At 63.0% G+C, this 23,933-nt stretch carries 21 protein-coding genes; 2 read left to right on the top strand and 19 right to left on the bottom strand.

Annotation, left to right across the window (positions count from 1 at the left end; all coding sequences use genetic code 11):
- Positions 1–9: 9 nt before the first annotated feature.
- Positions 10–957 carry a Fic family protein gene (locus OKA04_RS18335; protein WP_264502656.1) on the bottom strand — a complete coding sequence of 316 codons (948 nt, stop codon included), beginning with the start codon at positions 955–957 and terminating at the stop codon, positions 10–12.
- Between the two features lie 359 nt (positions 958–1,316).
- Between OKA04_RS18335 and OKA04_RS18330 the strand changes: the two genes are divergently transcribed.
- Together OKA04_RS18330 and OKA04_RS18325 are read left to right on the top strand one after the other, a co-directional pair.
- Entirely contained in the window at positions 1,317–1,907 is a 591-nt protein-coding gene (locus OKA04_RS18330; RefSeq protein WP_264502655.1) for a type IV toxin-antitoxin system AbiEi family antitoxin domain-containing protein, read from the top strand.
- Entirely contained in the window at positions 1,904–2,749 is an 846-nt protein-coding gene (locus OKA04_RS18325; protein ID WP_264502654.1) for a nucleotidyl transferase AbiEii/AbiGii toxin family protein, read from the top strand. Before OKA04_RS18330 ends, OKA04_RS18325 begins: the two co-directional genes overlap by 4 nt.
- A 1,384-nt stretch (positions 2,750–4,133) precedes the next feature.
- Here the strand turns inward: OKA04_RS18325 and OKA04_RS18320 are convergent.
- From OKA04_RS18320 to OKA04_RS18235, 18 genes are all read right to left on the bottom strand, one after another.
- Positions 4,134–5,657: an AAA family ATPase gene (locus tag OKA04_RS18320; RefSeq protein WP_264502653.1), complete on the bottom strand. Its 1,524-nt coding sequence runs from the start codon at positions 5,655–5,657 to the stop codon at positions 4,134–4,136.
- A 79-nt stretch (positions 5,658–5,736) separates the two neighbouring features.
- Entirely contained in the window at positions 5,737–6,372 is a 636-nt protein-coding gene (locus tag OKA04_RS18315) for a hypothetical protein (protein WP_264502652.1), read from the bottom strand.
- The gene (locus tag OKA04_RS18310; RefSeq protein ID WP_264502651.1) at positions 6,369–6,545 is read right to left on the bottom strand and encodes a DUF2997 domain-containing protein; all 177 of its coding nucleotides are present in this window, start codon (positions 6,543–6,545) and stop codon (positions 6,369–6,371) included. The genes OKA04_RS18315 and OKA04_RS18310 overlap by 4 nt, the downstream gene beginning before the upstream one ends.
- A 20-nt stretch (positions 6,546–6,565) precedes the next feature.
- Positions 6,566–6,952, bottom strand: a complete 387-nt coding sequence (locus tag OKA04_RS18305; RefSeq protein WP_264502650.1) for a DUF1257 domain-containing protein — start codon at positions 6,950–6,952, stop codon at positions 6,566–6,568.
- Positions 6,953–7,238: 286 nt separating this feature from the next.
- Entirely contained in the window at positions 7,239–7,811 is a 573-nt protein-coding gene (locus OKA04_RS18300) for a hypothetical protein (RefSeq protein ID WP_264502649.1), read from the bottom strand.
- Positions 7,812–7,826: 15 nt separating this feature from the next.
- Positions 7,827–8,381 carry a hypothetical protein gene (locus OKA04_RS18295; protein ID WP_264502648.1) on the bottom strand — a complete coding sequence of 185 codons (555 nt, stop codon included), beginning with the start codon at positions 8,379–8,381 and terminating at the stop codon, positions 7,827–7,829.
- 70 nt (positions 8,382–8,451) lie between these two features.
- Positions 8,452–9,471, bottom strand: a complete 1,020-nt coding sequence (locus OKA04_RS18290; protein ID WP_264502647.1) for a DUF3150 domain-containing protein — start codon at positions 9,469–9,471, stop codon at positions 8,452–8,454.
- A gap of 93 nt (positions 9,472–9,564) precedes the next feature.
- Positions 9,565–9,702 (bottom strand): hypothetical protein, encoded by a 138-nt coding sequence (locus OKA04_RS18285; protein WP_264502646.1) that lies wholly within the window; start codon positions 9,700–9,702, stop codon positions 9,565–9,567.
- A 12-nt stretch (positions 9,703–9,714) separates the two neighbouring features.
- Positions 9,715–9,906, bottom strand: coding sequence for a hypothetical protein (locus tag OKA04_RS18280; protein ID WP_264502645.1), 192 nt, complete (start codon positions 9,904–9,906; stop codon positions 9,715–9,717).
- Positions 9,903–10,727, bottom strand: a complete 825-nt coding sequence (locus OKA04_RS18275) for a RecB family exonuclease (protein WP_264502644.1) — start codon at positions 10,725–10,727, stop codon at positions 9,903–9,905. Before OKA04_RS18275 ends, OKA04_RS18280 begins: the two co-directional genes overlap by 4 nt.
- Positions 10,724–11,251 carry a hypothetical protein gene (locus tag OKA04_RS18270; RefSeq protein ID WP_264502643.1) on the bottom strand — a complete coding sequence of 176 codons (528 nt, stop codon included), beginning with the start codon at positions 11,249–11,251 and terminating at the stop codon, positions 10,724–10,726. The genes OKA04_RS18275 and OKA04_RS18270 overlap by 4 nt, the downstream gene beginning before the upstream one ends.
- 112 nt (positions 11,252–11,363) lie before the next feature.
- Entirely contained in the window at positions 11,364–11,561 is a 198-nt protein-coding gene (locus OKA04_RS18265; protein ID WP_264502642.1) for a hypothetical protein, read from the bottom strand.
- A 368-nt stretch (positions 11,562–11,929) separates the two neighbouring features.
- Entirely contained in the window at positions 11,930–12,508 is a 579-nt protein-coding gene (locus OKA04_RS18260; protein WP_264502641.1) for a hypothetical protein, read from the bottom strand.
- Between the two features lie 16 nt (positions 12,509–12,524).
- Entirely contained in the window at positions 12,525–13,340 is an 816-nt protein-coding gene (locus OKA04_RS18255; protein ID WP_264502640.1) for a hypothetical protein, read from the bottom strand.
- Between the two features lie 40 nt (positions 13,341–13,380).
- Positions 13,381–14,817: a hypothetical protein gene (locus OKA04_RS18250; RefSeq protein WP_264502639.1), complete on the bottom strand. Its 1,437-nt coding sequence runs from the start codon at positions 14,815–14,817 to the stop codon at positions 13,381–13,383.
- Between the two features lie 116 nt (positions 14,818–14,933).
- Complete coding sequence (locus OKA04_RS18245; protein WP_264502638.1) at positions 14,934–16,088, bottom strand: hypothetical protein; 1,155 nt, start codon at positions 16,086–16,088, stop codon at positions 14,934–14,936.
- A gap of 342 nt (positions 16,089–16,430) precedes the next feature.
- Positions 16,431–17,834, bottom strand: a complete 1,404-nt coding sequence (locus OKA04_RS18240; protein ID WP_264502637.1) for a hypothetical protein — start codon at positions 17,832–17,834, stop codon at positions 16,431–16,433.
- Between the two features lie 447 nt (positions 17,835–18,281).
- Entirely contained in the window at positions 18,282–23,903 is a 5,622-nt protein-coding gene (locus OKA04_RS18235) for a family 20 glycosylhydrolase (RefSeq protein ID WP_264502636.1), read from the bottom strand.
- Positions 23,904–23,933: the final 30 nt, after the last annotated feature.

Genomic DNA, 23,933 nt, shown 5'->3' with positions numbered 1-23,933 from the left:
ACGGAATCCTCAGCTTCCGCGCCCCGGCCGATAGTGGGCACCGCGCCCCTTGCCGTGGAGGGTGGCAGCACCTGCTTCCACCAGTTCACGGAACTTCTCTTTGAGGGTATTCCGGTTTGCTCCGGTCGTGCTTTCAGCTTCGGCCACCGTCAAGGTGCCCCGCTCGTTGAGGAGCGTCAGGAGCTTCTCCGCCAAGGGCGAAAGATGGCTGGCGGGAGTCGATCCGTCGGGCAGCTTCCCGAGTCGTTCCCGCAAGCGCTGCACTTGGGAATTCATCGACCGCAGGAAAAACAGGATCCAGGGCTCCCAGTCGGGACTTCCGCTGGTCAAGGTGGTCTGGGTCCGGCGCAGGGCCAGGTAGTAGGCCTCCTTGTTGTGCTCGATGACGCTTTCGAGCGAACTGTAGGCGGCATGCCCGTAGCCGGCGCGTAGCAACAGAAGATTGGTGAGGATCCGCGACAGGCGGCCGTTGCCGTCCTGAAACGGATGGATGGCGAGGAAGACGGCGACGAACACGGCGATTCGCAGCAGCGGGTGGAGATCCAATTCCTGCTCTTCCTTGAGGTGCCAACTCAGCAGCTCCTCCATCGCCCGGGGCGTGTCGAAGGGACTGGTGGTTTGGAAAACGATCCCGATTTCCCGCCCGTCGGCATCGAAAGCCGCGACGTGGTTGGGAAGGGTTTTCCAGCTTCCCCGATGCCGCTCGTCCTTCCCGCTGTAGCGGAGCAAATCGCGGTGCAGTTGAAGGAGGATCCCCTCGGTCAGGCGAAGGTCCTGCCGAGCCGCCTGGACGGTCTCGGCCACGTAGGCGTAGCCGGCGACCTCTTCTTCGTCCCGGGACTGGAAGGATTCGGCTCCGATCCCCCGAAGCAAGACTTCCACTTCCCGATCGCTCAGTCGGGCGCCCTCGATCCGGGTGGACGAACCGGCACTTTCAATGGTGGCGATCCGGCGCAACGACTGGAGTCTCTCCGGTCCAAGCCCGCTGATCACGCGCCACTCTCCCTTGAATTCGTCGATGGGCGAAATCAGGCGGAGGACTTCCTGAGTGACGGAAATTCGGGGTGGGAGCATGGACGCGGGGGTAAGCTAACCCCCATTTCCACCCAATTCCATCCATTTATCACCCGTTCTCATCCATTTCGATCATGGCCGATCTGGCTCGCGCCAACGCACGGATGTTCAAGATTTCTGCACATACGTGTTGCCTCCAGTGGGTTGCCTGCGGAGGGCTTAGCGAAGTGAATTTGACAAAACGCAATCAATAGTGAACTTTTGTGTGCATTTTGAAAATGACTGCAAATCGCCGGTCCGAAATGGATCCGCTGGCTCGGGCCTTCGGAGGGGCCACCGTGCTGCGCTCCAGGGATCTGGAGTCTCGGGGGATTTCTCGTGAATCGCTGCGTCGGGCAGCGCGGGAAGGAGGAGTAGTGCATATCGGGCGCGGACTTTACGCGCTGCCCGATGTGCCCGCGACCGAGAACCACACGCTGGTGATGGTGGTCACCCGCATTCCGTCGGCGAGGATCAGCCACCTGAGTGCGCTGGCTTTCCACGGGCTGACCACTCAGAACCCGCGAGAGGTGTGGATCACCCTACCTCGCACGGTCCGTGTACCGGAGGAAGCGGCACTGCCCCTGAGGGTGGTACGTTGTCAGGTGGACGCGCTGGACGAGGGACTGCAATGGCACGGGATCGAGGGAGCCAAGGTGCCGGTCTATTCGGTCGCCCGCACCGTCGTGGATCTCTTCCGCCAGCGGAACAAGATCGGCATCGACGTGGCCATCGAGGCGCTTCGCGAGGCGTGGAGGGGACGGAGATTCCAGCTCAAGGAACTCAACCGGCTGGCGGAGAGATTCCGCATGACGCGCGTGATGAAGCCCTACCTGGAGAGCCTGCTTTCATGAAATCCGAGGGACTTGTCGAATCGATCCGCCAGCGCCTGATCAACCTCAGCCGGGAACGCGGAGTCGTCTTCGATACCTTGCTGGTCCAGTACGGCTTGGAGCGCCTGCTGTTTCGCTTGCAAGCTTCGGGAGAGGCGGCCGCTTTCGTGCTTAAGGGCGCGATGCTCTACCATGTCTGGGGTGGCGATACCCGCCGGCCGACACGAGATCTCGATCTACTCGGGCGCGGAACTCCGGAACCCGAGCGTGTGGCTGGAGTTTTCCGGCGCATTGTTGCCGCCGAGGTTCCCGACGACGGCCTGAAGTTCAGCGATCCGGTGGCCGAGCCGATCCGCGAGGACGCGTCGTATGGAGGAGTCCGGGTGAAAATGACCGCGCGCTTGGGCAACATCCGCATCCCCATCCAGGTGGACGTCGGCTTTGGCGATGCCGTAGATCCGCCACCGCAGGAGCGCGAGTTCCCGGTGCTGCTCGGCACCCTGCCGGCTCCGGTGATCCGGGTCTATCCGCCGGAGACGGTGGTGGCGGAGAAACTGGATGCGCTGGTGGTGCTCGACCTCCAGAATAGCCGGCTGAAGGACTTCTTCGACCTGCACTTCCTGCTGACCGGCGATCAGCTTGATCGGAGCCAGTTGGCGGCAAGCATCCACGGCACCTTCCAGCGCCGCGGCACGGCTTTTCCCGAGGAATGTCCCACGGGGTTGAGCGACGAATTCGGTCGGCTGAAGCAGGCGATGTGGAAAGCGTTCCTGAACCGCAACATCCTGACCGGTGCGCCAGCGGACTTCGTGGAGGTGGTGCGGGTGATCCGGGCGGCGTTGCCATTCGGCTGGCAGGATTGATGCCGGGACTGCAAGGCCTGCAGCGGGGGCTAATCACGCAGGCCGAACTGAAGCGGACGAAGTCCCGGGATGGGCTCCCGGCTGGGCTGACGACGATGCTGGAGAGATGATCAATCGATGGCTCGGAGTTTTTCCCCAAAGCCCTTATCGGTGCCGGCCACGCTCACGTGACGGATGCTGCGAACTTTCGGGACAGCTCGTTAGACCAAGGGTTCAGGGATCGCAGGAGAGACTCCCATCTGGCGTCGTCGACGCCAGATGAAGAAGACAAGCCACGTCGGCATCGTGGCTAATAGGATAAGCCAATGGGGAACGAACATCACCCAATCGCGTCTTGGCCGATGTTTGTAGGTCGCCACCAGATACTCGCGGAAGGAGCGGGTTACCTCCTGCCCATTGATCGAATAGCTCAATATGGAATTGGTCAGGGGTGGCGTGTTCTGGCCTATCACAAGCATCGGTGCGGGCAGATAGCTAAAAGCGCATACGTATTCTTTGTTCCTCAAATGGCGGCCATACTCCACCCCGCTCCCGTACCACACAAAGCTGGTGCGAGAGATCGAGAATCCCGAATTCGAACTTTCAAGCACCCAATCACCGATCCTCACGTGAGATGTCCGGGTGGCCGAGTCCAACCAAGCCAACGTGACGCAGCACACGACAAGCGGTCCGGACCAAACGTGAATGGTGCGGCGGACAAAGTTCGCAGGAGCCGAGTGGCGACTGGTCCAAACAAGGAGCCCAGCCCACGGTACTGCGACTGCGAGGAAGATTTGCCAGTATGGAATGAAGCGCGTCCAGTCTTGGGTCGACCGGTGTAAAAACTCCTCTTTACGATCCCAGCAGTAACTACGACCATCGATGAGAGATCCATAAGAGGTCGAGGGATGAGGAACTCCGGAGCCCCTCAGTAGATGAGAGGGTGGCACAGAGTAATACCTTGAGCGAGACGAGAACCTGCCGAACCGGCTGCTTCCAAATTCCAACGACCGCGGTCTGGTGGTGAACGTCACGGAGATCCCGGAGCAGTGGCTGCGCAGCTCCCACCCATCCTTTCGCGCGAAGGAAATTCGGTGATTTGAATCCCACCATGCCCAGGCAAGGAAGGTTAGGAGGTACAGACCAGCCAAGAAGCCGATGGATCGATGGAGGGGGAACTTCACGATTGATGAACGCTGGCTTCTGGGATTTTCGAAGGCGAACGGCTTGTCGACAAGAACGGAGATCTGGTCCCGGATCGGACTTCCACGCGGAACCTTTGGTGATGAGGGAAAACAAGTGGCCGCCTTCACAAGACGGCCACTTGGGGTTCGCGACAACACGTTCCGTCACAGACCAGGCGGGCACCGTGGCAGCTCGATCAGCCTCCCTATCGAATAAATACTCAGTTCAGGGACTGCACCCGGCGCGTCGGGCGTTGTGACATTGGTGCCGGCTTGCCGACAACTCCCGCTTCACGGGCTCGGCCCTTCGACCACTTCCGCAATGCTTCGATGCGCTCCTCCATCAACTTCGACACCGGGGTGGTGGCTGCAATGGCGGAGCGGATGTCCGAGGGGGGCGGTTCACGTCCTTCGGCGAACGCCTCATGCAATGCCTCCCGGTAGGCACCTTCAATTTCCGCACCGGTGAACCCGTCGGTCGCCTTGGCGAGGTCGGCGATGCTCTGTGACTTCGGATCACGCCGATGCCGGGCGATGACGATCTTCCAGATGGCCTCGCGCTCCTTCGCGTCAGGCAGATCGACGAAGAACATCTCGTCGAACCGGCCCTTGCGCAGGAACTCCGGCGGGAGTTGGCTCACATCATTGGCCGTGGCTACCACGAACACCGGCTTCTCTTTTTCCTGCATCCAGGACAGGAAGGAGCCGAAGACCCGCGACGAGGTGCCACCGTCGGAACTTCCGCTGCCAGTGCTCCCCGCAAAACCCTTCTCAATTTCATCTAACCACAGGACACAAGGGGCAATGGCCTCGGCTGTCCGGATGACCGAACGGAGGTTGGCCTCGCTCTGGCCGACAATGCCGCCGAACACCCGGCCCATGTCGAGACGCAGCAGGGGGAGCTGCAGCACGCTGGCGGTGGCTTTTGCCGTGAGGCTCTTGCCGGTGCCGGGGATGCCGACGATGAGCAACCCCTTCGGCACCGGCAGCCCGTAGTCTCGAGCGGCGGCTCCGAATGCGGGGCGACGCTGGGACAGCCAGCGCTTGAGCGAGTCGAGCCCACCGATGTCGTCGAGGTTCGGTTTTGCCTCGATCACTTCGACGAGACCACCGCGCTTCAAGGTGCGGGCCTTTTCCCGGGCGACTAGGATCGGATCCACGCGACCGCATTCGACCATGGACAGCGCGAAGGCATTCTCCGCCTCCACGGTGGTGAGGCCGAGGGCCGCATGAAGGACACTTTCACGGACTTCGTCGTGGAGGGGCTGCTGGTCGGCGGAGCGGAGAATGCCGTCGAGGACCTCGCCGAGTTTGCCAAGGTCGGGCAGGTCGAGGTCGATGACGGCGACTTCGTGTTCGAGTTCCGGCGGCAGCTTGAAGCGGCAACCGGTGGGAACCAGCGCGTGCCCGGCACCCTTGGCGAGGCGAAGGAGATCCTTCAGCCGGCGGACGAGCATCGGGTCGTTCTGTTCAAGGTGGAGTTGGAGGTCGCGCAGCATTACGACGTGGCGTTCCCCCTCCTGGCGGAAGAGGGCTTCGACGTGCATGAGGGCTTCCAGCGGATCCGGGCACGGGGTGGCGCGGCCGGATTGGACATCGACCAGGCCGTCGGTGGACGACCAGGCGTGGAGGTGGCGTTGGAGTTCGGCACAGGCGGCGGCCAGTTCGGCTTCGGCGCGTGCTTCTTCAGGTGTGACGAGAACAAGGCCGGGATACCCAGCGCGTAAATACGTGATCAAATTCATGGATTCGGGTGGATTTCACTGGTTTGGAAAACAGAGCCCCCGGTCCTCGCGAGGACCGGGGGCAGGGCGTTGACGCCTTTCAGTCGAGCTGCGACACGATTTCCTCGCGACGTTTGGCGAGGTGCTCGTGGCGCTGCTTGAGCTGGTCCAGCGAGATACTGGATGCGTCGTATTGGATGGCTGACTCGACCGCGGTGCCGACGCCGTCGCCCGCAAGCTGGTAGTCGCCTGACACGGCACCGTATCCGGCGGCGAAGGAGCCGATGAACGCGTCGAACTCCGCCGCGCTCATACGAGCCCGGTATTGTTCGGCGACGGCGTGGATCTGCGCCAGCTCCGCGTCGATGGATTGGAGTTCGGCGCGGAGCTTGGCTTTGTCGGGACCACAGGCGGCGAGCACCGCGGCGAGGACGAGGATGACGATGATGGACTTCTTCATGATGGAGCGGGATCTGGAGTTGGTGTTTGGGGGCACGGGTGTTCCGGCGGGTTGCAGATTTGCGTATTCCCACGCGAGACAGGCCGCGCGGGAGGGATCGGCATGGAGGAGCTTGCCGAAGGCCGCATCGCGGACCTCCCAGCGCTGTTCCTCCGGGTCGAAGGCGATCTCGGTCGCCCGGACGACATGGAGCCGTCCGAGCGCGCGGAGATCGACCGCCTCGGTGTAGAGGCAATCGATGCCTCCTTGTTGGTCGAAGCGGAGTGTCGAGCTCATGACCCGCCGAGGGTTTGCTGTTGCTGGACGGAAATGCCGCCGTGCCGGTGCTCGGGCTTGATCGTGCGGGAGGTGCGGTTACCGAGGGCTTGCTCGATCTCGCGGGTGGATGCCTCGCAGCCCTTGCCTTGGAAGCCCTCCGCTTCCACCTGGATGTCTCCGGTCGGCGACACCCGGACAAGGATGCGGCGGCTCACAGCGCACCTCCTTCCAAGGTGAGCAGGACGCAGCCGTCCGGCTCGATCTGACGGCTGAAGCGAAGGCCCCGGGTCCGGGCTTCCCGGATCGTCTTCTGAACGCCGTAGCTTTGCAGTAGACGGCCGAAGCCGGCACCCACCTCGCGCTCGACGTGCCCGCCCCACCAGTCGGTGGTCAGCGCATAGCGTCCTCCGTCTTCGGACGGATCGACGGCGATATCGTAAGGGCCTTTCAGCCGGACCACATGGTGGGCGGCTCGGTTGATCCCCGCATAGCCGCGGCACATGATCCCGGACTCGAGCACGAGGTCGAGTTCGGTGCAGGCGTCGCGGAGGGCTTCGAGGTCGCGGACCTCGGTCTGGATGGTCGTGAAATGGGACATGTGAGTTGGTTGGTTTTCAGTGTTCAGGGGGGACGCACGAAGGGCGGCTCCGTAAGTGGAGCCGCCCTTCGTGCGGTGGTTCGGGAATGGATGCTTGGCGTTTTGGGTAGTGGCTTTGGATTCGGTGGTTGTGGGAGTGGTCGTAGTTGGAAAAGCTGGCGGGTCAGGGAGGCGGCAGTCAGGTCGGGTGATTCAGGGCAGTCGGTTGATGGAAAGGTCAGTAGACGAAAATGCCCGCCGGCCTGGAAGGCGAGCGGGCGTTGAGGATGGGTGGGCGGCGGGCTTGTCAGAAGCCGCATTTACCGGCCGCCAAGCGTACAGCCATGCGATGGACGAACTCCCACTTCTTGAGGATCGGCTTCTTGACCGCCAGCCGCTGCGGCAGTCGTCCCTGATGGCGCAGGTAGAGGTGGAAGATTTCCGCGAAGTCCTCGCACGGGCGCACCGAGGCGTAACGGGTGACGTGATGCCGTGGATCGTATTCAAGGACGGGGTCATCATCGTCGTGCCCGCCGCCGAAGCAGCGGACGAACCGGGACGAGTCGACGAAGTCCGGGTGGATGTCGGCGACCGCGTGGGCCAACTCGTGGCGAAGGATATCGGTCAAGCGGGTGTGGAAGCCGTGCCACAAGTCGAACAGCTGAGCCCCTGACACCCGCGGAATGTGGATGTGCCCCTGATTCCAGCCGTAGCAATCAAGCGACAGCGGCACCAGGCGAACCTCCACCTCGTGAAGCTCATCGGTCCAGACGCGAAGGGCTGCCATCTCGTTGGTCACTTTCCAGTTCGCTTCGTCGAGGTCGCGGATCCCGACGAAGTGCCGGCGCGGTTGTCGGGTGGCTTTGCGGGAGTAGGGCATGGGGAGTGGGGTTGTTCAGATCATCCGGCAAAGGCCGTGGTCCCAACAGACCTCCCAGAGGTCGGCGAGGTCGGCTGGCGGTTCCTCGGCAAAGTCTTCATTCGCGTAAAGCAGGCCCAGCAATTCACAAAACCGTTCCTCTCCTCCGGCACGGGCTCCGTACCACGAAGGTTCGCCGTGCGGACGATGGATGCCCGGCAGCCAAGATAACCGGTGCGTCGCGGCGGTCTTCCAGGATTCGCTCCTGTAGAGTTCATCGTAATTGTCGGGAGCTGGAGTTCCAAAGGCTTCGCGAAATCTCTTCCAGCGGAGGGGACGGTGCTCGTTCCAGAGGACGTGGCCGAGCTCATGCATTGCCAGCCAGTCGCGGAGGAAGTCTGATGGATATCGCCCCATGTTCATCCGGGAGATCCGGCCGTCGAAGGCAACTTCCGCGCCGCCGACGGAGCGGCTCCAGCTCGTCGTGAGCACGAACCGGGGCACCCGGATTCCGCACTGGCGGAGGTAGCTCACTGCGCGGCGAACGGCGTCACGGGCCTTCTGCTGCTCGCTGTTGAGGGAGGATGGCATATGGGGTGATTCTGGTTAGACGATGCCCGGCGGGAGGCAAGCTCCCGCAGGGCATGTCGGTTGTGTTCATTCAGCTCGCCACGGCCAGCCGGCGACCGCCGAACTGGCCGAAGCGGCTGATCACGTCGCGGCCGTCGGTTCGGGCCATGGCGAGCGCGGCGTCATGGAGACGGTTGAGGCCGTCCCGCAGGTTGGTCATCGCGCCGCTGTCGTTGCGGTAGTCCTCGGCGCTCCGGGTGAGCAGTTGCTCGCGGAAGCGTTCGAGGGTGCCTTCGAGCTGGGCGTCACCGGCGAAGTTCAAGGTGCGGAAGCTGTCGATGAACGTCGTCAGACGGTTGAGCGTGCGTTGGTGCACGCCCCCGTCGCTGCCCTCGATGGTCGCGAGGACGTCGGACGCAAGCCGGGCGGTTTCCTCCCGGAGCGTGGTGACGCTTTCCCGGATGAATCCGTCGAGGTCCGATTGGAGACGGCGCTGAGCATCCTCCGCGACGCGGCGGCGCTGGTCGGCGATCTCCATCTGCTCGATGGACTCCGACACCTCCAGGCGGAGGCTCTCCGGAGCCGCCACTTGGAAGAACTTCGACTCGAAGCCGAAGCGCTTGGCGATGTCGCCGTGGGGCGGAAACGCCTGTTCGATGGTGATGAGCAGGCTCTCCGCGTTGCCGTTGAGGTGCTGTGCGGCGTCCCGCCACTCCGCCAAGGCACGATCCCGGAGCGGGCCGTAGCCGGCGACGAAGTCGAGCACCGCCTGGCGGAACTCTTCCTTTAATCGGTCGAGCCCTTCGTTGAGGGCCGCGAGCCGGGGATTGGGGACGAAGCGGGCAATCCCGCCGAGGAACGGGAACGATGATCCTTCCACGAGGGCGTGGGCGCGGGACTCGATTAGCGCGAATGCTGCCAAGGCCTCACGTGGCACGAGCCGCTTGTGGCCGAGCTGGATGAGACGGTCGGAAACGTTGGCAGGGTCAAGGCCGAGGTCTTCGGCGTTGAGTCGCTTGCAACCGCGCCAGTAGCGGACGCTGGTGGCACAAAGGACGCCCCGGCGGCACACGGCTTCGAGGAGCGGGATGTTGAATTGGTTGTTGGACATGTTGGCTGGTTGTTGGGGTTGATGGTGGGGACGAAAACGAAGCGCCCACCGGGTCAGGGTGACCGGGCGGGCGCTTCGTCGTTTGTGGTGGGACTATCGGGTCCAGCGGGCGATCAGGACCGTGGCGATCGCGCCCAGAAGCATCGGCAACCAGAAGTCGCCGATGATCTGGAGCGTGAGCGCCGTGATCGAGATGCCCGCGAAGACCGCGATGTAGGGACGCGGGTTCATTTCGGGGACGGGTTAGCGGAGCAGACGGCCGAGCGTGAGCACGACCGAGGCTCCCAAGAATGCGTAGGCGAGCGTTTTGAGGCCTTCGCCCACCGGTTCAGTATCCGTGACGGCCACTGGAATGACTTCGGCCGGCGGCGAGGAAGTGCAACCGACTGCGGACAGGAGCGCCGCGATGCTGCAGGACAGGAGGAGCGGTTTCATGCGGCCGCCCTCCTTTCATCCATGATGCCCGGCCACCGCTTGCACTCGTTGCGGAACTGGCAACTCATGCAGGTCATGCCGGGCTGGGGATGAAAGCGCCCCTCCGACATGCCGGTGACGGCGGTGTCGATCAGGCGGACCACCCGGTCCTTGCGCTTGCCATCCGCCGGTGGCGACGATACCCGGATGACTTTCGGGACTTTCGTCTTCACGAGGTAGACCAGGTCTAGAGCCGGCGGCTTCTCACCGATGGCGGCCTCCAGCAGGAGCTGGTAGGCCACTAGCTGGAGTTCGTGATCGAAGGCCGCGTGCTGCGGGTCAGGCTTCGCCGCCGCCGACTTGAAGTCGATGGGGGCGAAGTTCTCCAACACGAGGTCGATGACGCCGGTGAGCGGCACCGACAGCCCGGGGATGGTCTCGGTCAACGGCACCTCGACTGCCCGCGGTTTCCCACGGAGTACTTCACTGGAGTCCAAGTAGGCGGCGATGACGCGCAGGCCGGCGAGCCGGCAGCTTTCCCGCTCGCCTTCCTTCCACCGCACCGGCCCTTCCTCACGCTCCAGCTTGAGGAACGAGTCCTCAAAGGCGGAGGCGATCACCTCGGGCGAGTCGTCCGTTCCCCGCCAGCGTGCCAGGTGGAAGGCCTGTAGCGCGGCGTGGACGGCCTTGCCGAGGTGCAGTGCCGGTGTGGTCGGCTTTTTGATCTCCGCCACGCGCTCGAAGTAAAAACGAAGCGAGCACGCGAGATAGGACTTCGCCGCCGACGGACTGATGTAATCCGGGAGGGTCGTGGACTCCGGTGGGCTGGCGAACGCGATCATCGCTTACCTCCCGTGTTGCCATTGATCCCGGCGTAGGCCGAGCGGCGGCCGTTGGGGGCCGGGCGCTGCTGGCCGCTGTGGGACTCCAGCAACTCGTTCAGCAACCCCGAGGCTTCCACCTTGTTGAGTTCCCTTACGCCTTTGCCGAAGCGCTGGCGGGCGAGATGATCGACTTCATTTTTATCAAGTTGATGCTCTGTGACGAGGTTCTCAATCAGCTCGCGCTGCTTGTCGGTGCACTTCCAAGCGGCCGATGCCGCGGGACGCTGGGAACCATTGGTACGGCCGATGTTAGCCGGGGATGCCGGCGTTTCCTCCATGCCGTAGTCGGTGGGAGGCACGAAGCCGGTCTGGCGGATCTGCTCGTCGACGTTGGTCTGGAGCAGCTCGTAGATGCGGGCCGACTCGGCGGCGACATCGTCGGTCGTGACCAGTTCGGTCTCGATTTCGATGCTGAACTGGTGGGACGAGTAGCCCGGGAGGCCCAGGCGCTTGCTGTAGTTTGCGATCAGTTTGATGGCCATGGCTGGTTGGTTTTGGGGTTGATGTGGGTTGGGAATGTGAATCCCCGAAACGACGAAGCCCCGGACCTCGCGTGGAGGACCGAGGCTTTCGCCGGGTGGGGTGGGGGATGTTTCAGGCGACGTTGAGGTCACGCACCGGTTCCTCTTCGCAGAGGCGGAGCACTGGGCGGTCGCTGTCGGTGGCGGCGAGTGCCTGACGAAGCAGGTCGTCGGCGACCCGCGTCATGGGCAGGCGGCGACGTTGTCCTTCCCGGTAGAGGGCGCGCACTACGTCGTTTGACAATCTCGGACTGTAGAGGGTTCGGGGCATGGGAAATGTCGGGGGATTTCAAATCCTAATGACACTCCGGGGCTGAGAATTGCGTGTGAAGGGTTGCTTGGAACACTTCTCACGGTGAAGCGCGGCGGTAAGAATCATTCACGCAGCAAGCCATGCAGTGCGGATGCAGTGGGTGCAGTGCCATTTTTGGGCTCCGGGTGCGTGGCTTGCCGTGGGGTGGGGCACTTCTCTTGACAGTCGCGACAATTATCGAGGTTGAAGCGGGTTGTAATGGGATTGTTTCCCGGGACCGCTGTCGCATCAGTCGCGGCGTCAAGGGTGGGTAGAAAGCTTCGCGATGGGGAGTCCCCCGCGGACGCGAGCTTCGCTCGCCCGCGGGGATCCCCGGGATCGTGCCATCACTTTGAGGCATCCGCCTGCGAGGCCTTGGCGGCTTCTATGGCTGCCATGTAAGCGGGAGTCGTGGCGAGGGAGGGGGAGGGGAATCTTGACCTGCCCGGAATCCCGATGAGGAAGTCTCCGAGCGGCACCGCTTCGACATCCTTTCCCGTGGAGGAAATCAACGATGCCGCCACCAGCCGGGCCAGTAGGCGGTCGCGTTCCTTTTTGTCCAGCTTGTAGAGCTTGCGCTGGAGGTCGCGCCGACTGCAAGGCCCTGCGGTCCTCAGGTGGGTCAGGATCTGCGTGGCTGCCGGCCGGTCATCGCCAAGGCTGACCCCAATGCCGTGGAAGCCAAGCGCCGCCATCCCGTAAGCGATTCCACGGAGAGCGGTGACATAGAGGTCGCGACCCAGGTAATGAAGGGCCTCCACCTGGCTGGTGTTTGGTTGCTGTTCGGTGGGCAGCCACAAGCAGAGCCGCGGGATCACAAGTTGAAGCTCGCGGAGAAGCAGTTGGATGCCGAAGCGGCGGTCGCCCGGTAGGCCGGCTGACAACTTCAGGATCAGGTCGGCGTAGATCTCGGGTTCCCCGTCCATCCGCATGAGGTGAAGGTCAGCCCTCGCGGGCGGACAGTGGTTGCGCTGATGCCGGGTGAAGTAGGTCACCATGGAATTCAGGATGCCGGCATCCGGGTGCGGCCCGGCCACGGGCGGTGCTGACAGGTGGGGGAGGAATACGACGGGCAAAGGGGCCGCCAAGCAACCCGTCCACCAAGAAAGTGTCCCAGCTCTCGCCTGTGATCCTTCCGATCAGCGCGAGCTTCTTGTTCCCGCGGCTGAGGTCGTCGCAGACACCTTGGGGAATGTGGAGCTTCGACTGCTTGTCCTGCAGGTCGCGACGGAGTTCGGCTTCGCTCTTCGGCCCGTGAATCAGGAGGGAGATGTGATCGTCGGCTTGGGTGACCCATCCGAAATCCGGGTCGTGGGCCTTGTTGTAGTGGTTGATCTCAAGGGCCGGGAAGACCTCCGGCTTGCACTGGTGCCAATCTGCCAGCCACTTCTTCAACTGAATGTCGATCACGTGGGGTGGGAGGCGCTGCTTCACCAGCTTCGCGCGCGTGGCAATCGCAGCCAGCATCGTCCTCCGGCTCATTACGGGATTCCCTCGGAAGATGTTGTTGGGATTAAATGGTTCCGGCTCGTTTGGTGTCGCTTTGATCGGAGCCAGTTGGGAACGGAGAATCCCGGTCAGTGCCTGCCAGACGGCGTCCTTCTCCTCGTTCGCGTTGACGAGCACGAAGGATGGTGGCGAGGGGGAAAAAGTCTCCCCTCCGAGCTGCCATATCGTGAGGAGGAGTGAAGCGACCAACTGGCAGCGCGACATGTCGTGCTCCGGGAAGCGGTGGAGCAGCCCGGTTAGTGCGCGCATCGGATCCTTGCTCTCAGCCGCCATGTTCCAAGCGATCAGATTAACCGACATCGATCACCGGGGGGCGGGAGTAGGGAAGTCGGGGGCTGTCGGCGAGCTGCCACAGATTGCCTTCGAGGGTAACGGCTCCGGCGGCACGAAGGTCCTCAAGCACCTCGCGGCAGACGTCCGCCCGGAGCCTGTTGTGGCTACGGCAGAGCGCGGTCACCGTTAGGGGCCCTCTTTGCAGCCGCTGGCAGATGGATGCTGCGAGCTTCTGTTTGTGTGCCAGGAACTCGGCATGCCGCATCCGCTTGAACGAGTGGACCATGCGGTCGGCGAGGAAAATTGCCAACGAGGCAATCGAATCAAGGTACCACGAGAAGCCTTTCGGAGCTTGGGCGCTGTCGACGATGTGCTTCATTCCGAAGAACAGCGTAGGGAAGAGGTTCCTTAGCGCGCCTGCGACGCCGGGGAGATCCCGTTCAAGCTGCACGAGGTGCTTCACGACGCGCTTCTGCCCGAGGAAGATGTCTCCCGCAACCGTGGGAGCCGGACCTTCGCCGAGCCGGTTGGTAAGGAGCGACTCCAACGCAGATGCGTAGCGCTCCTGCATGCGGTCCAGGCGGACCTGATTGGCGACTTGCGAGGCGAGTGGCCCAAGGGGCTCTTCGACGAGCCACAGAGTCCGGTAGGGCCAGCTGGCGTTGTCCCGTGACTCGACGAAGCGACTCAGCACTTCGACCGACGTGCGGGCGATCACGCAGCCTTTGATGTGCATCGGCGTTTTGATGGGCAGGGAGCAGCCGTCCATGATGCCAAGGCAGGTTCCTTCCAGCCGGGACAGCTGAGTGAGGTCGCTGATGGGAACGTGAACCAGCGGGTGCTGCATGTGGCAGTGCACGAGCTGGCTGGAGAGCAGCTCCGCGTTAAGGCCCTCGAAGTAGAAGCCTGGGCGATACAGCACCTCGGCACCTCCGCTAAATGCCTTCCGGCGGAGTAGGCTTGCCGCCCCTCCTCGGAAGCCATCTCCATCGAAGTCCGAAGGCTTAAGGGAGTCGAGGAGCATCGAGTCCTTGGCCGTCGCCAGATGGTCCGGGGAGATCGGGGACTTCGCCGGCCCCACCGTCGCATTCAACTTCTTGGTCAGGTAGTGGTTCGACTTCGCCGCCGCGTCCATGGCGTTTCCCGAAAGGGAGTTCTGGAGCATGCGGAGAGGTCCTAGGACCTGCGACCCGACCTGTTCCACCGCCAGTGACCCGGCGGTGAGGAAGTTGGTCCCCACCGGGAAGTTGCCATCCATGTCGGAAGTGATCGCCGCCCCGGGGCCGGCAACTGCGGCCAGCGTGCAGCACATCGATACAAGAGCGATCATCCCGGCGGTGGCGTTGCCATCACCGAGGGTGCCGTAGTTGAAGCTGCGGAGGAGGCGGAGGGCGTCAGGCGGGATCGGAGGGGGATTGCTGAAGAGGTTGTCGGGCAAATCGCTGGGGTTCATGTAAAGTGGACCTTGAGTTTGGGAATCTTGCGCCCCGAGATCGGTAGCCGCGGTTCCTGCGGATGAGCCAAAGAGGGCTTCACGCCTGCCGGGGAACTGCGGCTACCGGCTCTGGCTCAGCGGCGGGGGCCGTAGGTCTTCTCGATGTCTGCAAGCACGTCGGGGCTGACCCTCTGCGAATAGGGCGGCTCTTCGAGCTTAGGGACCACAAGGCAGGGCTGGTTCTCGTAGTTGGCAGGGGAGAAGAGATCAGGGGCCGCACCCGGATGGCGCGAGATTTCATCCAGCGCGGATCTCTTCATCCTGCAGAGCGTTTCAGCCCCCGGCTTGAAGCGGTGGTCATAGCTGTCAAGCAGGGCTGCGATGGATTCCCCGTAGCGGAGGGAGAGCATGCCGATGAAGTGCGCGACCTTGTTGTCCCCGGGGAGGCTCTCGTCGGCGGTGACGGGCGAGAGCCCCTCGAGCTGATCCATGATGGTCTTGTGCGCTTGGAGGAGCCCCGCTCCCCGGAACCCGACAAGCCGGAGCTGGCCCGCAATGCGGCGGGTATTCCCCGCGCTCCCCAGGTAATCCAAGAGCTTCCCCTTCTTGAGAGTGACCTCGATCCGCACCACCTTGGGAAAGTTGGCGACCGCAAAACGGCGCAATTCATCCATCTGGAGATCCTTGCGATAAGCGCTGATCATGAGTTCACCGCGACGGGTGCCGAGGGTGATGGATTCTCCCTCGAAGGTTGAAGCCTTCTTGCGGATGGAGGGGTGGCGGATGTTCCGCAGCGCCGCGAGGACGACCTCGTCCGGGTCATCGAGGTGCATCACGATCTCGATTTCCTTCCAGAATGACGGGCTGTCCGAGCGGCATCCCGGGATGAGAAGGGACGCGTCGGAGGGCTTGGCGAGAAGGGGCCCTACCACTTCGCGCAGGATGCCGAACGATTCAATAGCCTCACGGCTTTCGAGGATCCGGCCATTGTGGTGGTGGAACAGCTTCCCAGGATTGAAACGGACGCCCCGGAGCGCGTACTTGCCAGGGTCGTCCTGGACGATCTTCAGCTTGATCGTCCCCTTGCGGAGCAGATCGAGGTAAAGGGTTACGGGGCGGTGCCGGAGGGCGGGCTTCAAGTCAATGTCGTTGAAATCCAAACCAGCGTTCTGAAGGAAGGCGGCAGGGTTTTCGACCAGCTTCGGCGAGACCGGGAGATCGGTTGCGAAGGCGAGGTGGTCGACCGGCATCAGGTCGACGTGCAGGGGATTGAAGGAATCGGAATACATAAAAATGTGGGTCTGATGTGTGGGTCATCGTGCGTACGTGCACGCGCACGTACGCGGTTTGACCAAGGCCTGGCGGAGCAACGGTCCGGGCCTGATCCGGCTCAAAGGGGCGAGGACTGAACCCTGTCCCGTCGGACCAGATCGTCCCGAAGACGAAGCTATGGATTCGCAACACGCGAGCGTGTCACTGGCACCGGAACCGGTGCGAAACTCATTGAGCGAAGAAAATTGGCGGAAGCGGCGGAGTGTGCCTAAGTGCCCGATTCGCTCAGAGCTATATGTGGATGGGAGTCATTCGCCAAGCGAAGCTCCGCCCGAGGAGTCGCAGATCAGAATTCTGAATCAAGAACAATTTTCCTTGGAACGGCTGATCCATTGGCCGCGCTTCGGCAGCTGGACGCCTAGGCGGACACACCGCTTCTTGAGCGCGACATCCGATACCCCGATTTCTTTTGCCGCGTGCATCATGGGCTTGCTCCAGACCAATCTGGAAAGCTCGGCCTTGGAGGGCCAGGTGGCCCGCTCTTGAACTGGGAGTGTCACTCTCAGTTTCTTGTCCGCTTGGATCACGTCGGGTGAAAGCTTCCAGAACTGGTCGATGAGCTTCAGGTCGTCCACCGTGTTGCGGTAATGGCGGTCAATCATAGCCTTGGAGGTGCCGCAGTTGAAGGCGGTCAGCCCTTCGTCCTTGTCACGCTCAGCTTGGAACGTGATCGACGTGTGGCGGATGATGTCGGGAACCCAGCGCTTTGCGCCGGTGGCGGCCTTCAGCACCTTCAGCTTGTAGTTCCAGCCGGCCGGCAATCCCTTGAACGGGTAAAGCTTCAGCCACGCAGCGAGAACCGGGGGGATGGGAACCGAGCGTTTCAGCGTGCGACGGAGCTTGCCGCCAGTCACCCGGATGCGTTCGGCGGTGATGTCCTCCTCCTTGAGGTCGGCCACCTCGCTGGGGCGTAAGCCGCCGAACAAGGAAATCGCCACGGCCGCGGCAGTGGCTCCGTCCTGATAACGAAGTGCGGCAGACAGGAGGCGCTTCACCTCGTCGAAGGACAGTATTGCGATCTTGCTTGTGTCCTTCGGCAACTTGTCGAGCCGCTTGCAGGGATCCTCCATGCAGTAGTGGTGGCGGACGCACCAGTTGAAGAAAATCGAGAAGATCCGCCGGTGGCTGCGCCGAGAGCTGATGTTGGTGAAGCGGGAGAGGATCTTCTCGAGGTCGGACACCCGGACCGCATGCACGTGCTTGTTGGGGTCGGGCTTCAGCAACAGCTTCAGGCTGCCCTCGTAATTCTGTCGGGTGCTCTCCTCGATCCCGATGCGGCTGGCGAGAAACTCGGTCCGGGCATTGAGGATGCTGATCGCCTTGGTCTCCGAACGGAAGCGGGCCTCGAAAAACGCGAAGGCATCGTCGAGGCTCGCGCCTTTCGCTAGCGCTCGTCGTTCCAGCGCCTTGTAGTGTGCCACCACCTTCGAAATGCCGTCGCCGCCCCAATGCTGGATCGCGGCCTCAGCGTCGGCGAGTTGCTCGACCGTGAGCGAAGTCCGGAGGGCTCGTCGATGTTCCGGTCTCCCGGCCGCATCCGCTTCCAAGTCCGCCATCGCTTGGACCGCCTCGGACTTGTCCGAGTAGTTTTGACGTACCCGAGTACCGTCAGGCTTGGTGCCGGTCACCCGCCACGACTTTGTACCGCCCCGGTTTTTGAACGAGGACAGCTTGAAGACAATTACCTTCTTGGGACGTGCCACGGTGCGTTTTTGGCAACCGCGGTGGCAACCGGCAAGCGTTTCTGAGGTGATGGTGTCCTAGATAATTGAAAATGAGTGATATAAAGTTAGGCGTTCTAGCATTCGCAATGAAGAGGTCAGGAGTTCGAATCTCCTATGCTCCAGTGATTTATGTGTTGGTGGTGGCGGTTCTCCGGGGCGAAGTGCAGGATCGAGGGGAAATTCGGGGTGATGTGAGGATGGTGGGATGGACATCCTTCTCTACTATTTTCCCTTCTGGGTCGCCTTCGGGGTGATTGGAAAAGTCATCGGCAGGTCGAAGGGATCTGCTTGAGCGTGGGGTCGGTCTGATGGCTGCTGATGGCCAGGCAGGAAGAGAGGGTGGAGCCATGAAAAATCCAGGAAGCCCACGGGAGGAGTCACGAAGCCAAGCATGCCCGGAGATTCACGGCGTGAAACCGGGCCGCATCACTGCAGGGTGAACCGCAGGCGGAAGAACGCGGTGAGGCTGGAGGCGAGGCCGGGGACATCTGCGGTGCCCCGTAGGTCGGGGTAGGTGACAGATTGCATGCCGTCCTGCGAGGAGACCACGGGGGCAATGTCCGAGATGAGGTGCCAGAGCTGGCCGGTGGTGCTGCCTTGAAGCTCGTACAGGATGTCGCCGCGGTCCAGTGGCCTGAGGTAGCTGAGGGAGACGGTGCCGGAGGTGGTGGAGAGCGCGGGCAGGCCCACGGGAGCCACGCCGGTGGCCGGGTCGCCGCCTAGGGCATACTCGACCAAGTCCGGCCACGCGTCACCATCGGTGTTCGATTCCGGGCCGGATCCCGCTCCGGGAGTGTTTGCCAGCCATGCGGTGAATCCTTCCAGCGGTGGAAAGCTTTCCACGATCTGGATGGCGCAGATGCCATTGTTGTTCGCCCCGCTGAGAGCGATGCGGAGTTGCGGTGCTGAGACGCCGGTAAAGACGGTGTAGTTCGTGGGGCCGGAATTCGCCCCCGTTTCCTCGACATAGCCGACACCACGATGGGACGATGTGGAGGTGTTGCCCGTGGTGATCGTCCGGGAGATGGTCGCATTGTCCTGTGCTGTCAGGCTTAGGGTCGAAGTACTAGGACCCTCGTTGTTCCCGTAGTAAACGACCACGTTGTAGGTCTCGTAGGGGATGCCGGAGAAGGTGATGGCGGGCTCGCGGTCGTTGAAGTCATTGAGCAGGGTCTCATCCGGCGTGTCGGTCTGGCCATGGTGCCAACTGTTGTCCTGCGATTGCGTCCATGCCGTGATGCTGGCCGTGGTGGCGGCACCGGTGCCATCCACCAGCGGGAAGGGGACGGAGCCGGGACCCTGGCCGAAGCCTGCGTGATTGTTCCACTGGCTCTGCTCATGGCCGGGTGCTCCCGCGGATGCGGATGCAGGAAGCGGGACCCCGCTCCACCCGACGTATTTCCAGCCGATGGTGGCCGGGAGTGCGGCACGGGTGGTGAATGTCCAGACCGGGCCGGTCAAGGAATAGCCCTCCGTGTGTGCGACCACTTGCCAATGAAACGCGGTGCCCACCGGCAGCAATCCCGGCGAGAATGTTGCGGTCGCTCCGGTGTGGGTGGGAGCGGCGGGTTTGCTTTCTCCCTCGGTCCAGAAATAGACGTCGTAGCTGGTGGCACCGATCACGGGGTTCCATGAGAGATCCGGATTCAGAGGAACCCGGGCAGCACCGTCAGCGGGCGAGGGTTGCGCGGGTGGTGCTGCCACCGCGGAGAAAAGTTGTGCGATTCCCCGCGCGACCAATTCGCTGCTGAGGGCCTTGCCACGGGCATTCGGGTGGACGACATCGGAATTGAGGATGCCTGTCGTCGCCGGATAGGTCACGGTCCCGGCCGCATCGGTAGCGATGGCCACGTTCTCGTTTCGGTAGAGGTTCAGGTAGGCCTCTCGTTGGTTCACGACGGGAATGCCGCGCGCGGTGGCAATCTCTTCCAGGGCCTCGACGTATTGGTTCAGCAGTTGGTTGCCCGCGTCATCGTAGCGCCCGTCATTCGTGATGTCGGCGATGGGCGACTCCCCGATCACCGTGGGCGAGACGAGCACGACGTGATGACCTTTTCCGAGCACATGGGCGGTCATTGCATCGAGGCGCGCCTTGTAGGTGGCCTTTGAAGTGTTGTCGCCTTGATAGACGTCATTGATGCCGATCTGGATGACGGCGACGTATTTCGCTCCATCCGGGAGAGCGGCGAGATCTGCATCGACTTGGGCGGCGAAAGGTCTCGGGGGATTCGGCCCGCTGCCTCCGGAGAACTGGTCGCCGTCGGGGAGATTCAGCAGGTCGTCGGAGGTGGCGCCATTGATGCCCCGGTTCAGGATGGTCACCTCCGGGAAATCGGGGTCTGCATCCGAGGCCTGCTGGAGTGCATCCGCGATGCCGTCGAAGTAGGTGAAGACATCCGTGATCGAGTCTCCGAAGAAAGCGAGGCGTGTCCCGTCCGGAATCCGGCGTGACTCGTCGTCCGGGCTGACCAGTGCGGCGATGCCCTTCATCGCCTCGACCCCGGCGGTGCGAGGCTCGCGTGCCGCCGGTGACACGTCAAAGGGCGGTTCCCCGGCGAGCGTGCCGGTCGTGAAGGTGAATTCGCCGCTCGTCAGCGTGCCTCCCGATTGCAGCCGGGTGACGATCTGCCAGCGATAGGCCCGGCTTGCCTCCAGATAGGTGTGGGGGTGAAAGCGGATCGCATCGGTGCTGCCCGTGGGCGACCCCGGCTTGTTTTCGCCGTCTTTCCACAGATAGACATCGTAGCCGGTCTCGCCCGCTCCACCGGCATTCCACGCCAGCGGTTGCCATGGCTTCATCCCGGAGGATCCGTTAGCAGGATGGGATGGGGTGGCCGGGGTGGTGCTTTCGGGCACGGGCTCGCCTTCGATGATCTGGATGGCTGAGATGCCGTTGTTGTTCGCTCCGGAAAGGGAGACGACAAGGGTCTGGCCGCTGAGACCTTCGAAGACGGAGTAGTTCGAAGGCGTCGCCGCGCTCGCATCGGTGCCCTCCACGTAGCCGACATGGGCGTGGAAGGACTGCGCAGTGTTTCCTGTCCGGATGGTGCGCGAGCGATTCCCCGCATGCAGCGTGGAAGTACTAGGTCCCTCGTTGTTCCCGTAGTAGACGACCACGTCATAGCCGCTGTAGGGGATGCCGGTGAAGGTGATGGCCGCCTCGCGGTTGGCGAAGTCGTTGGTCAGCGCTCGGTCCGGGGTGCTGCCATCGTCGTGCTTCCAACTGTTGTTCGACGATTGCGTCCAGGAGGTCACGCGGGCCGTGGTTGCCTGACCGTCGCTGTCCTTCAGGACCAGGGGCACGGAGCCGGGTGCCTGGCCGGATCCCTGGTGGTTGTTCCAGTAGACTTGCTGGTAGCCGGGTGCCCCGGCGAGATCGGAGGCGGCTAGGCTGATGCCTCCGAGGCCGAGATATTTCCAGCCGATGGATGCGGCTGGGCCTTGGCTGTCCGCGGTGGTGAAGGTGGCCTCGCTGCTTTCGACGGTGCCGTTCGGATTCGTGGCCGTCACCGTCCAGCGATAGGTAGTCGCGGCGCTGAGATTTGCCGGAGCGTATTGGCCTGTAGTCAGGCCGCCGGCCGTCGCGGTGGCGGGCTTCGGGCTGCCCTGCGGCCAGAGATACACGCTGTAGCTGGCGGCACCGGCGGAGGTCCACGAAAGCGGCAGCGAGGACCTGTAGCCGGTGGCTCCATTCAGTGGGTACGTGAGCTGCGGGGTGGCGGGCGGTGCGTTCGCATCGATGGGCAGGGAGAGGTAATCGGTCACATCCTTCGCTCCCGAGGTGCCGGGTCCGTTCAGCTTCAGCCACAGGATGGGGCCGATGGCTCCGGATGCGTGATCGACCCGGAGTTGGTAGTCGCCTTGCTCGAGCTGCACGTTCACGTGGACCGGCGTGTCATTCCCTGGCGAGTCCGCGATGAGCTTTTCGGTGGGCTCCCAGATGCCGTTCCTGTTGCGATCGATGTAAACCGACGAGCGTCCGTCGCTGGTCTGCATCGAGAGGTCATAGCTACCGGTTCCCGGCACGCTCAGGGTGGCGCGGAACATCTGGCCATACACCCGGTCGAGCACGTAGGGGCCGCGCAGCACTGGCAGATCGTAGCTGCGCAGGATCTTGTCCGAGGTGTAGGAGGCGAAGTCCGGCACCACGGCGAGCGGCTTGCGCGGGACCTCGTATTCGGTCACGCGGACGACGTTCTGCCAGTTGTTGTAGTGTTGCCAATCGTGTCCCTCGACCGGCGTGCCGTCCGGGCGATGCAGGCGGGCGCGGATGCCGAAGCCGCCGCTGCGAGTGATCGGGCCACTGTAAGCGGGGCTGGCCGCGGTGGTCTGCGGCACCATGTGGAAGTCCGTGGTGGTCCGGCTGTTGTTGAAGCCGCCAGTTTCATAGCGGATCGTGCCGGGGATCTTCGTGCGGTTGCGCAGGGTGATCGCGACCTGGCTGCCGGCATACGAACGGTAGTCGGCGGAGAGGGGCGAACCGGGGTCCGTATCGGCGGGCAGGATCTCCACCGGCTGGACGATGGTCAGCACGCGCTCGCGCACCGACTCCAGCCGCTCCGCGAATGCAGGGTAGTTTTCGGTACCGACGGGATTCCACAAGCGGTCTGCCATCGCGGGAAGGCGCGGCAGGAGGTCCCTCAGGATTGTCTTTTCATTCTGCTCCCAGCTCAGCATCTGACCGCCGAGCACTTGGGCTTCACGGCCGATCGCCTTTACATCCCACTTCCCGTCCTGCTTGTTGGGGTCGGATGGCCCCGCGTCCTCGAAGACCGGGCGGCCCGGCTCCCAGTGCATGAAGGTGTCCTTGTCCCAGCCGTGGATGATCTCCGGCGACCACATGCGCTGCGTGGTGTGCGGGCCGCGGTTCGTGGCTCCGGAGCCAACGATGTACATCGGCTTCCACGAGGCATTGATGACTTGGTAACCGCTGTTCAGCAGGTCCCACGGCGGATTGTAACTGGATTCCCAGGAGAAGATCACCACTCGATCCGGGCCGGTGGCAGGAAGGTCGACCGTAGGCGAGCCGTGGAAGCCTTCCCAAATCATCAGGCGCTTGCGCTCCGCCTCGGGCTTGCTGCGGAGGTGGAGATTCATGGCACGGAGGAAGGGGATGAGTGCACTGCCCGCGCCGGATTCGTCACCTCCGATGTGGAAGTAAGGCGAGGTGTAGAAGACCTCCAGCATCTCATCGACGATCGCCTGGATCTTCGCGTAGTTGTCAGGGTGCGCCACGTCGGCATCGGTGCCCCCGGGGTTGAGGTAGCCGGATTCCTTCAGGCGGGAGGAGTGGCCGGGAAGATCGAGCTCCGGGATGATCGTGATGCCACGCGCATCGGCATATGCCACCAGTTCCTCCAGTTCCGCGCGCGGATAAAGGATGTTTCCGGAGAGGTGGTCCGTGACCGGCGGGAAGGGGAAGGTGAAGTGCTGGTCGTCGGTGAGGTGCAGGTGCAAGTAGCGCAGCTTGTGCAGGCGCGCCAAGCGGATGACTTCCTTCACCGTGCCGAGGCTGGATGGCTGGCGTGCGAGATCCAGCATCACCGAGCGATAGGCTGCGGCGGGGCTGTCGGCGATGGTCACCTTCGGAACGGTGAAGCTGCCACCGCTTTCCACGAGCGACTGCACCAGCGTGGCCGTGCCGTAGGCGACGCCCTTGTAGTACTGGCTGCGGATGGTCACCGAGTTCGCGACCACCAGCGAGTAGGATTGATCCTCCAGATCCTCGGTGGCGGCGAAGGCCCCGGTGAGAGGGGCGAATTCCAGCGAGATGTCGCCATTGCCGGGTGTGCTTCCGCCACCGAGTGGCAGGATGGCGGGCTTCACCCCGGTCACCGCTTCCAGTTCGCCGGCCAGGACTTCGGCAAGTGGTTGGAGGCTGTTTTCAACAGGGCGTGCGGTGTTTCTCGTCGCGTAGAAGATCCGCGGGCTGGGCGACCAGGTCATGCTCCCGCCATCCATCGTCATCGAGGAGGGGAGCGGCGAGAGTGCCGCGGCGGGTAGCAACCATGACAAGGTCGCGAGGAGGAGGATGAGGGCGTGTTTCATGGTTTCGTCAGGGTCCGTGCAAGGGGCTGC

This window comes from Luteolibacter flavescens (assembly GCF_025950085.1).
Classification (GTDB): domain Bacteria; phylum Verrucomicrobiota; class Verrucomicrobiia; order Verrucomicrobiales; family Akkermansiaceae; genus Haloferula; species Haloferula flavescens.
This window is presented reverse-complemented; position numbering and strand designations above follow the sequence as displayed.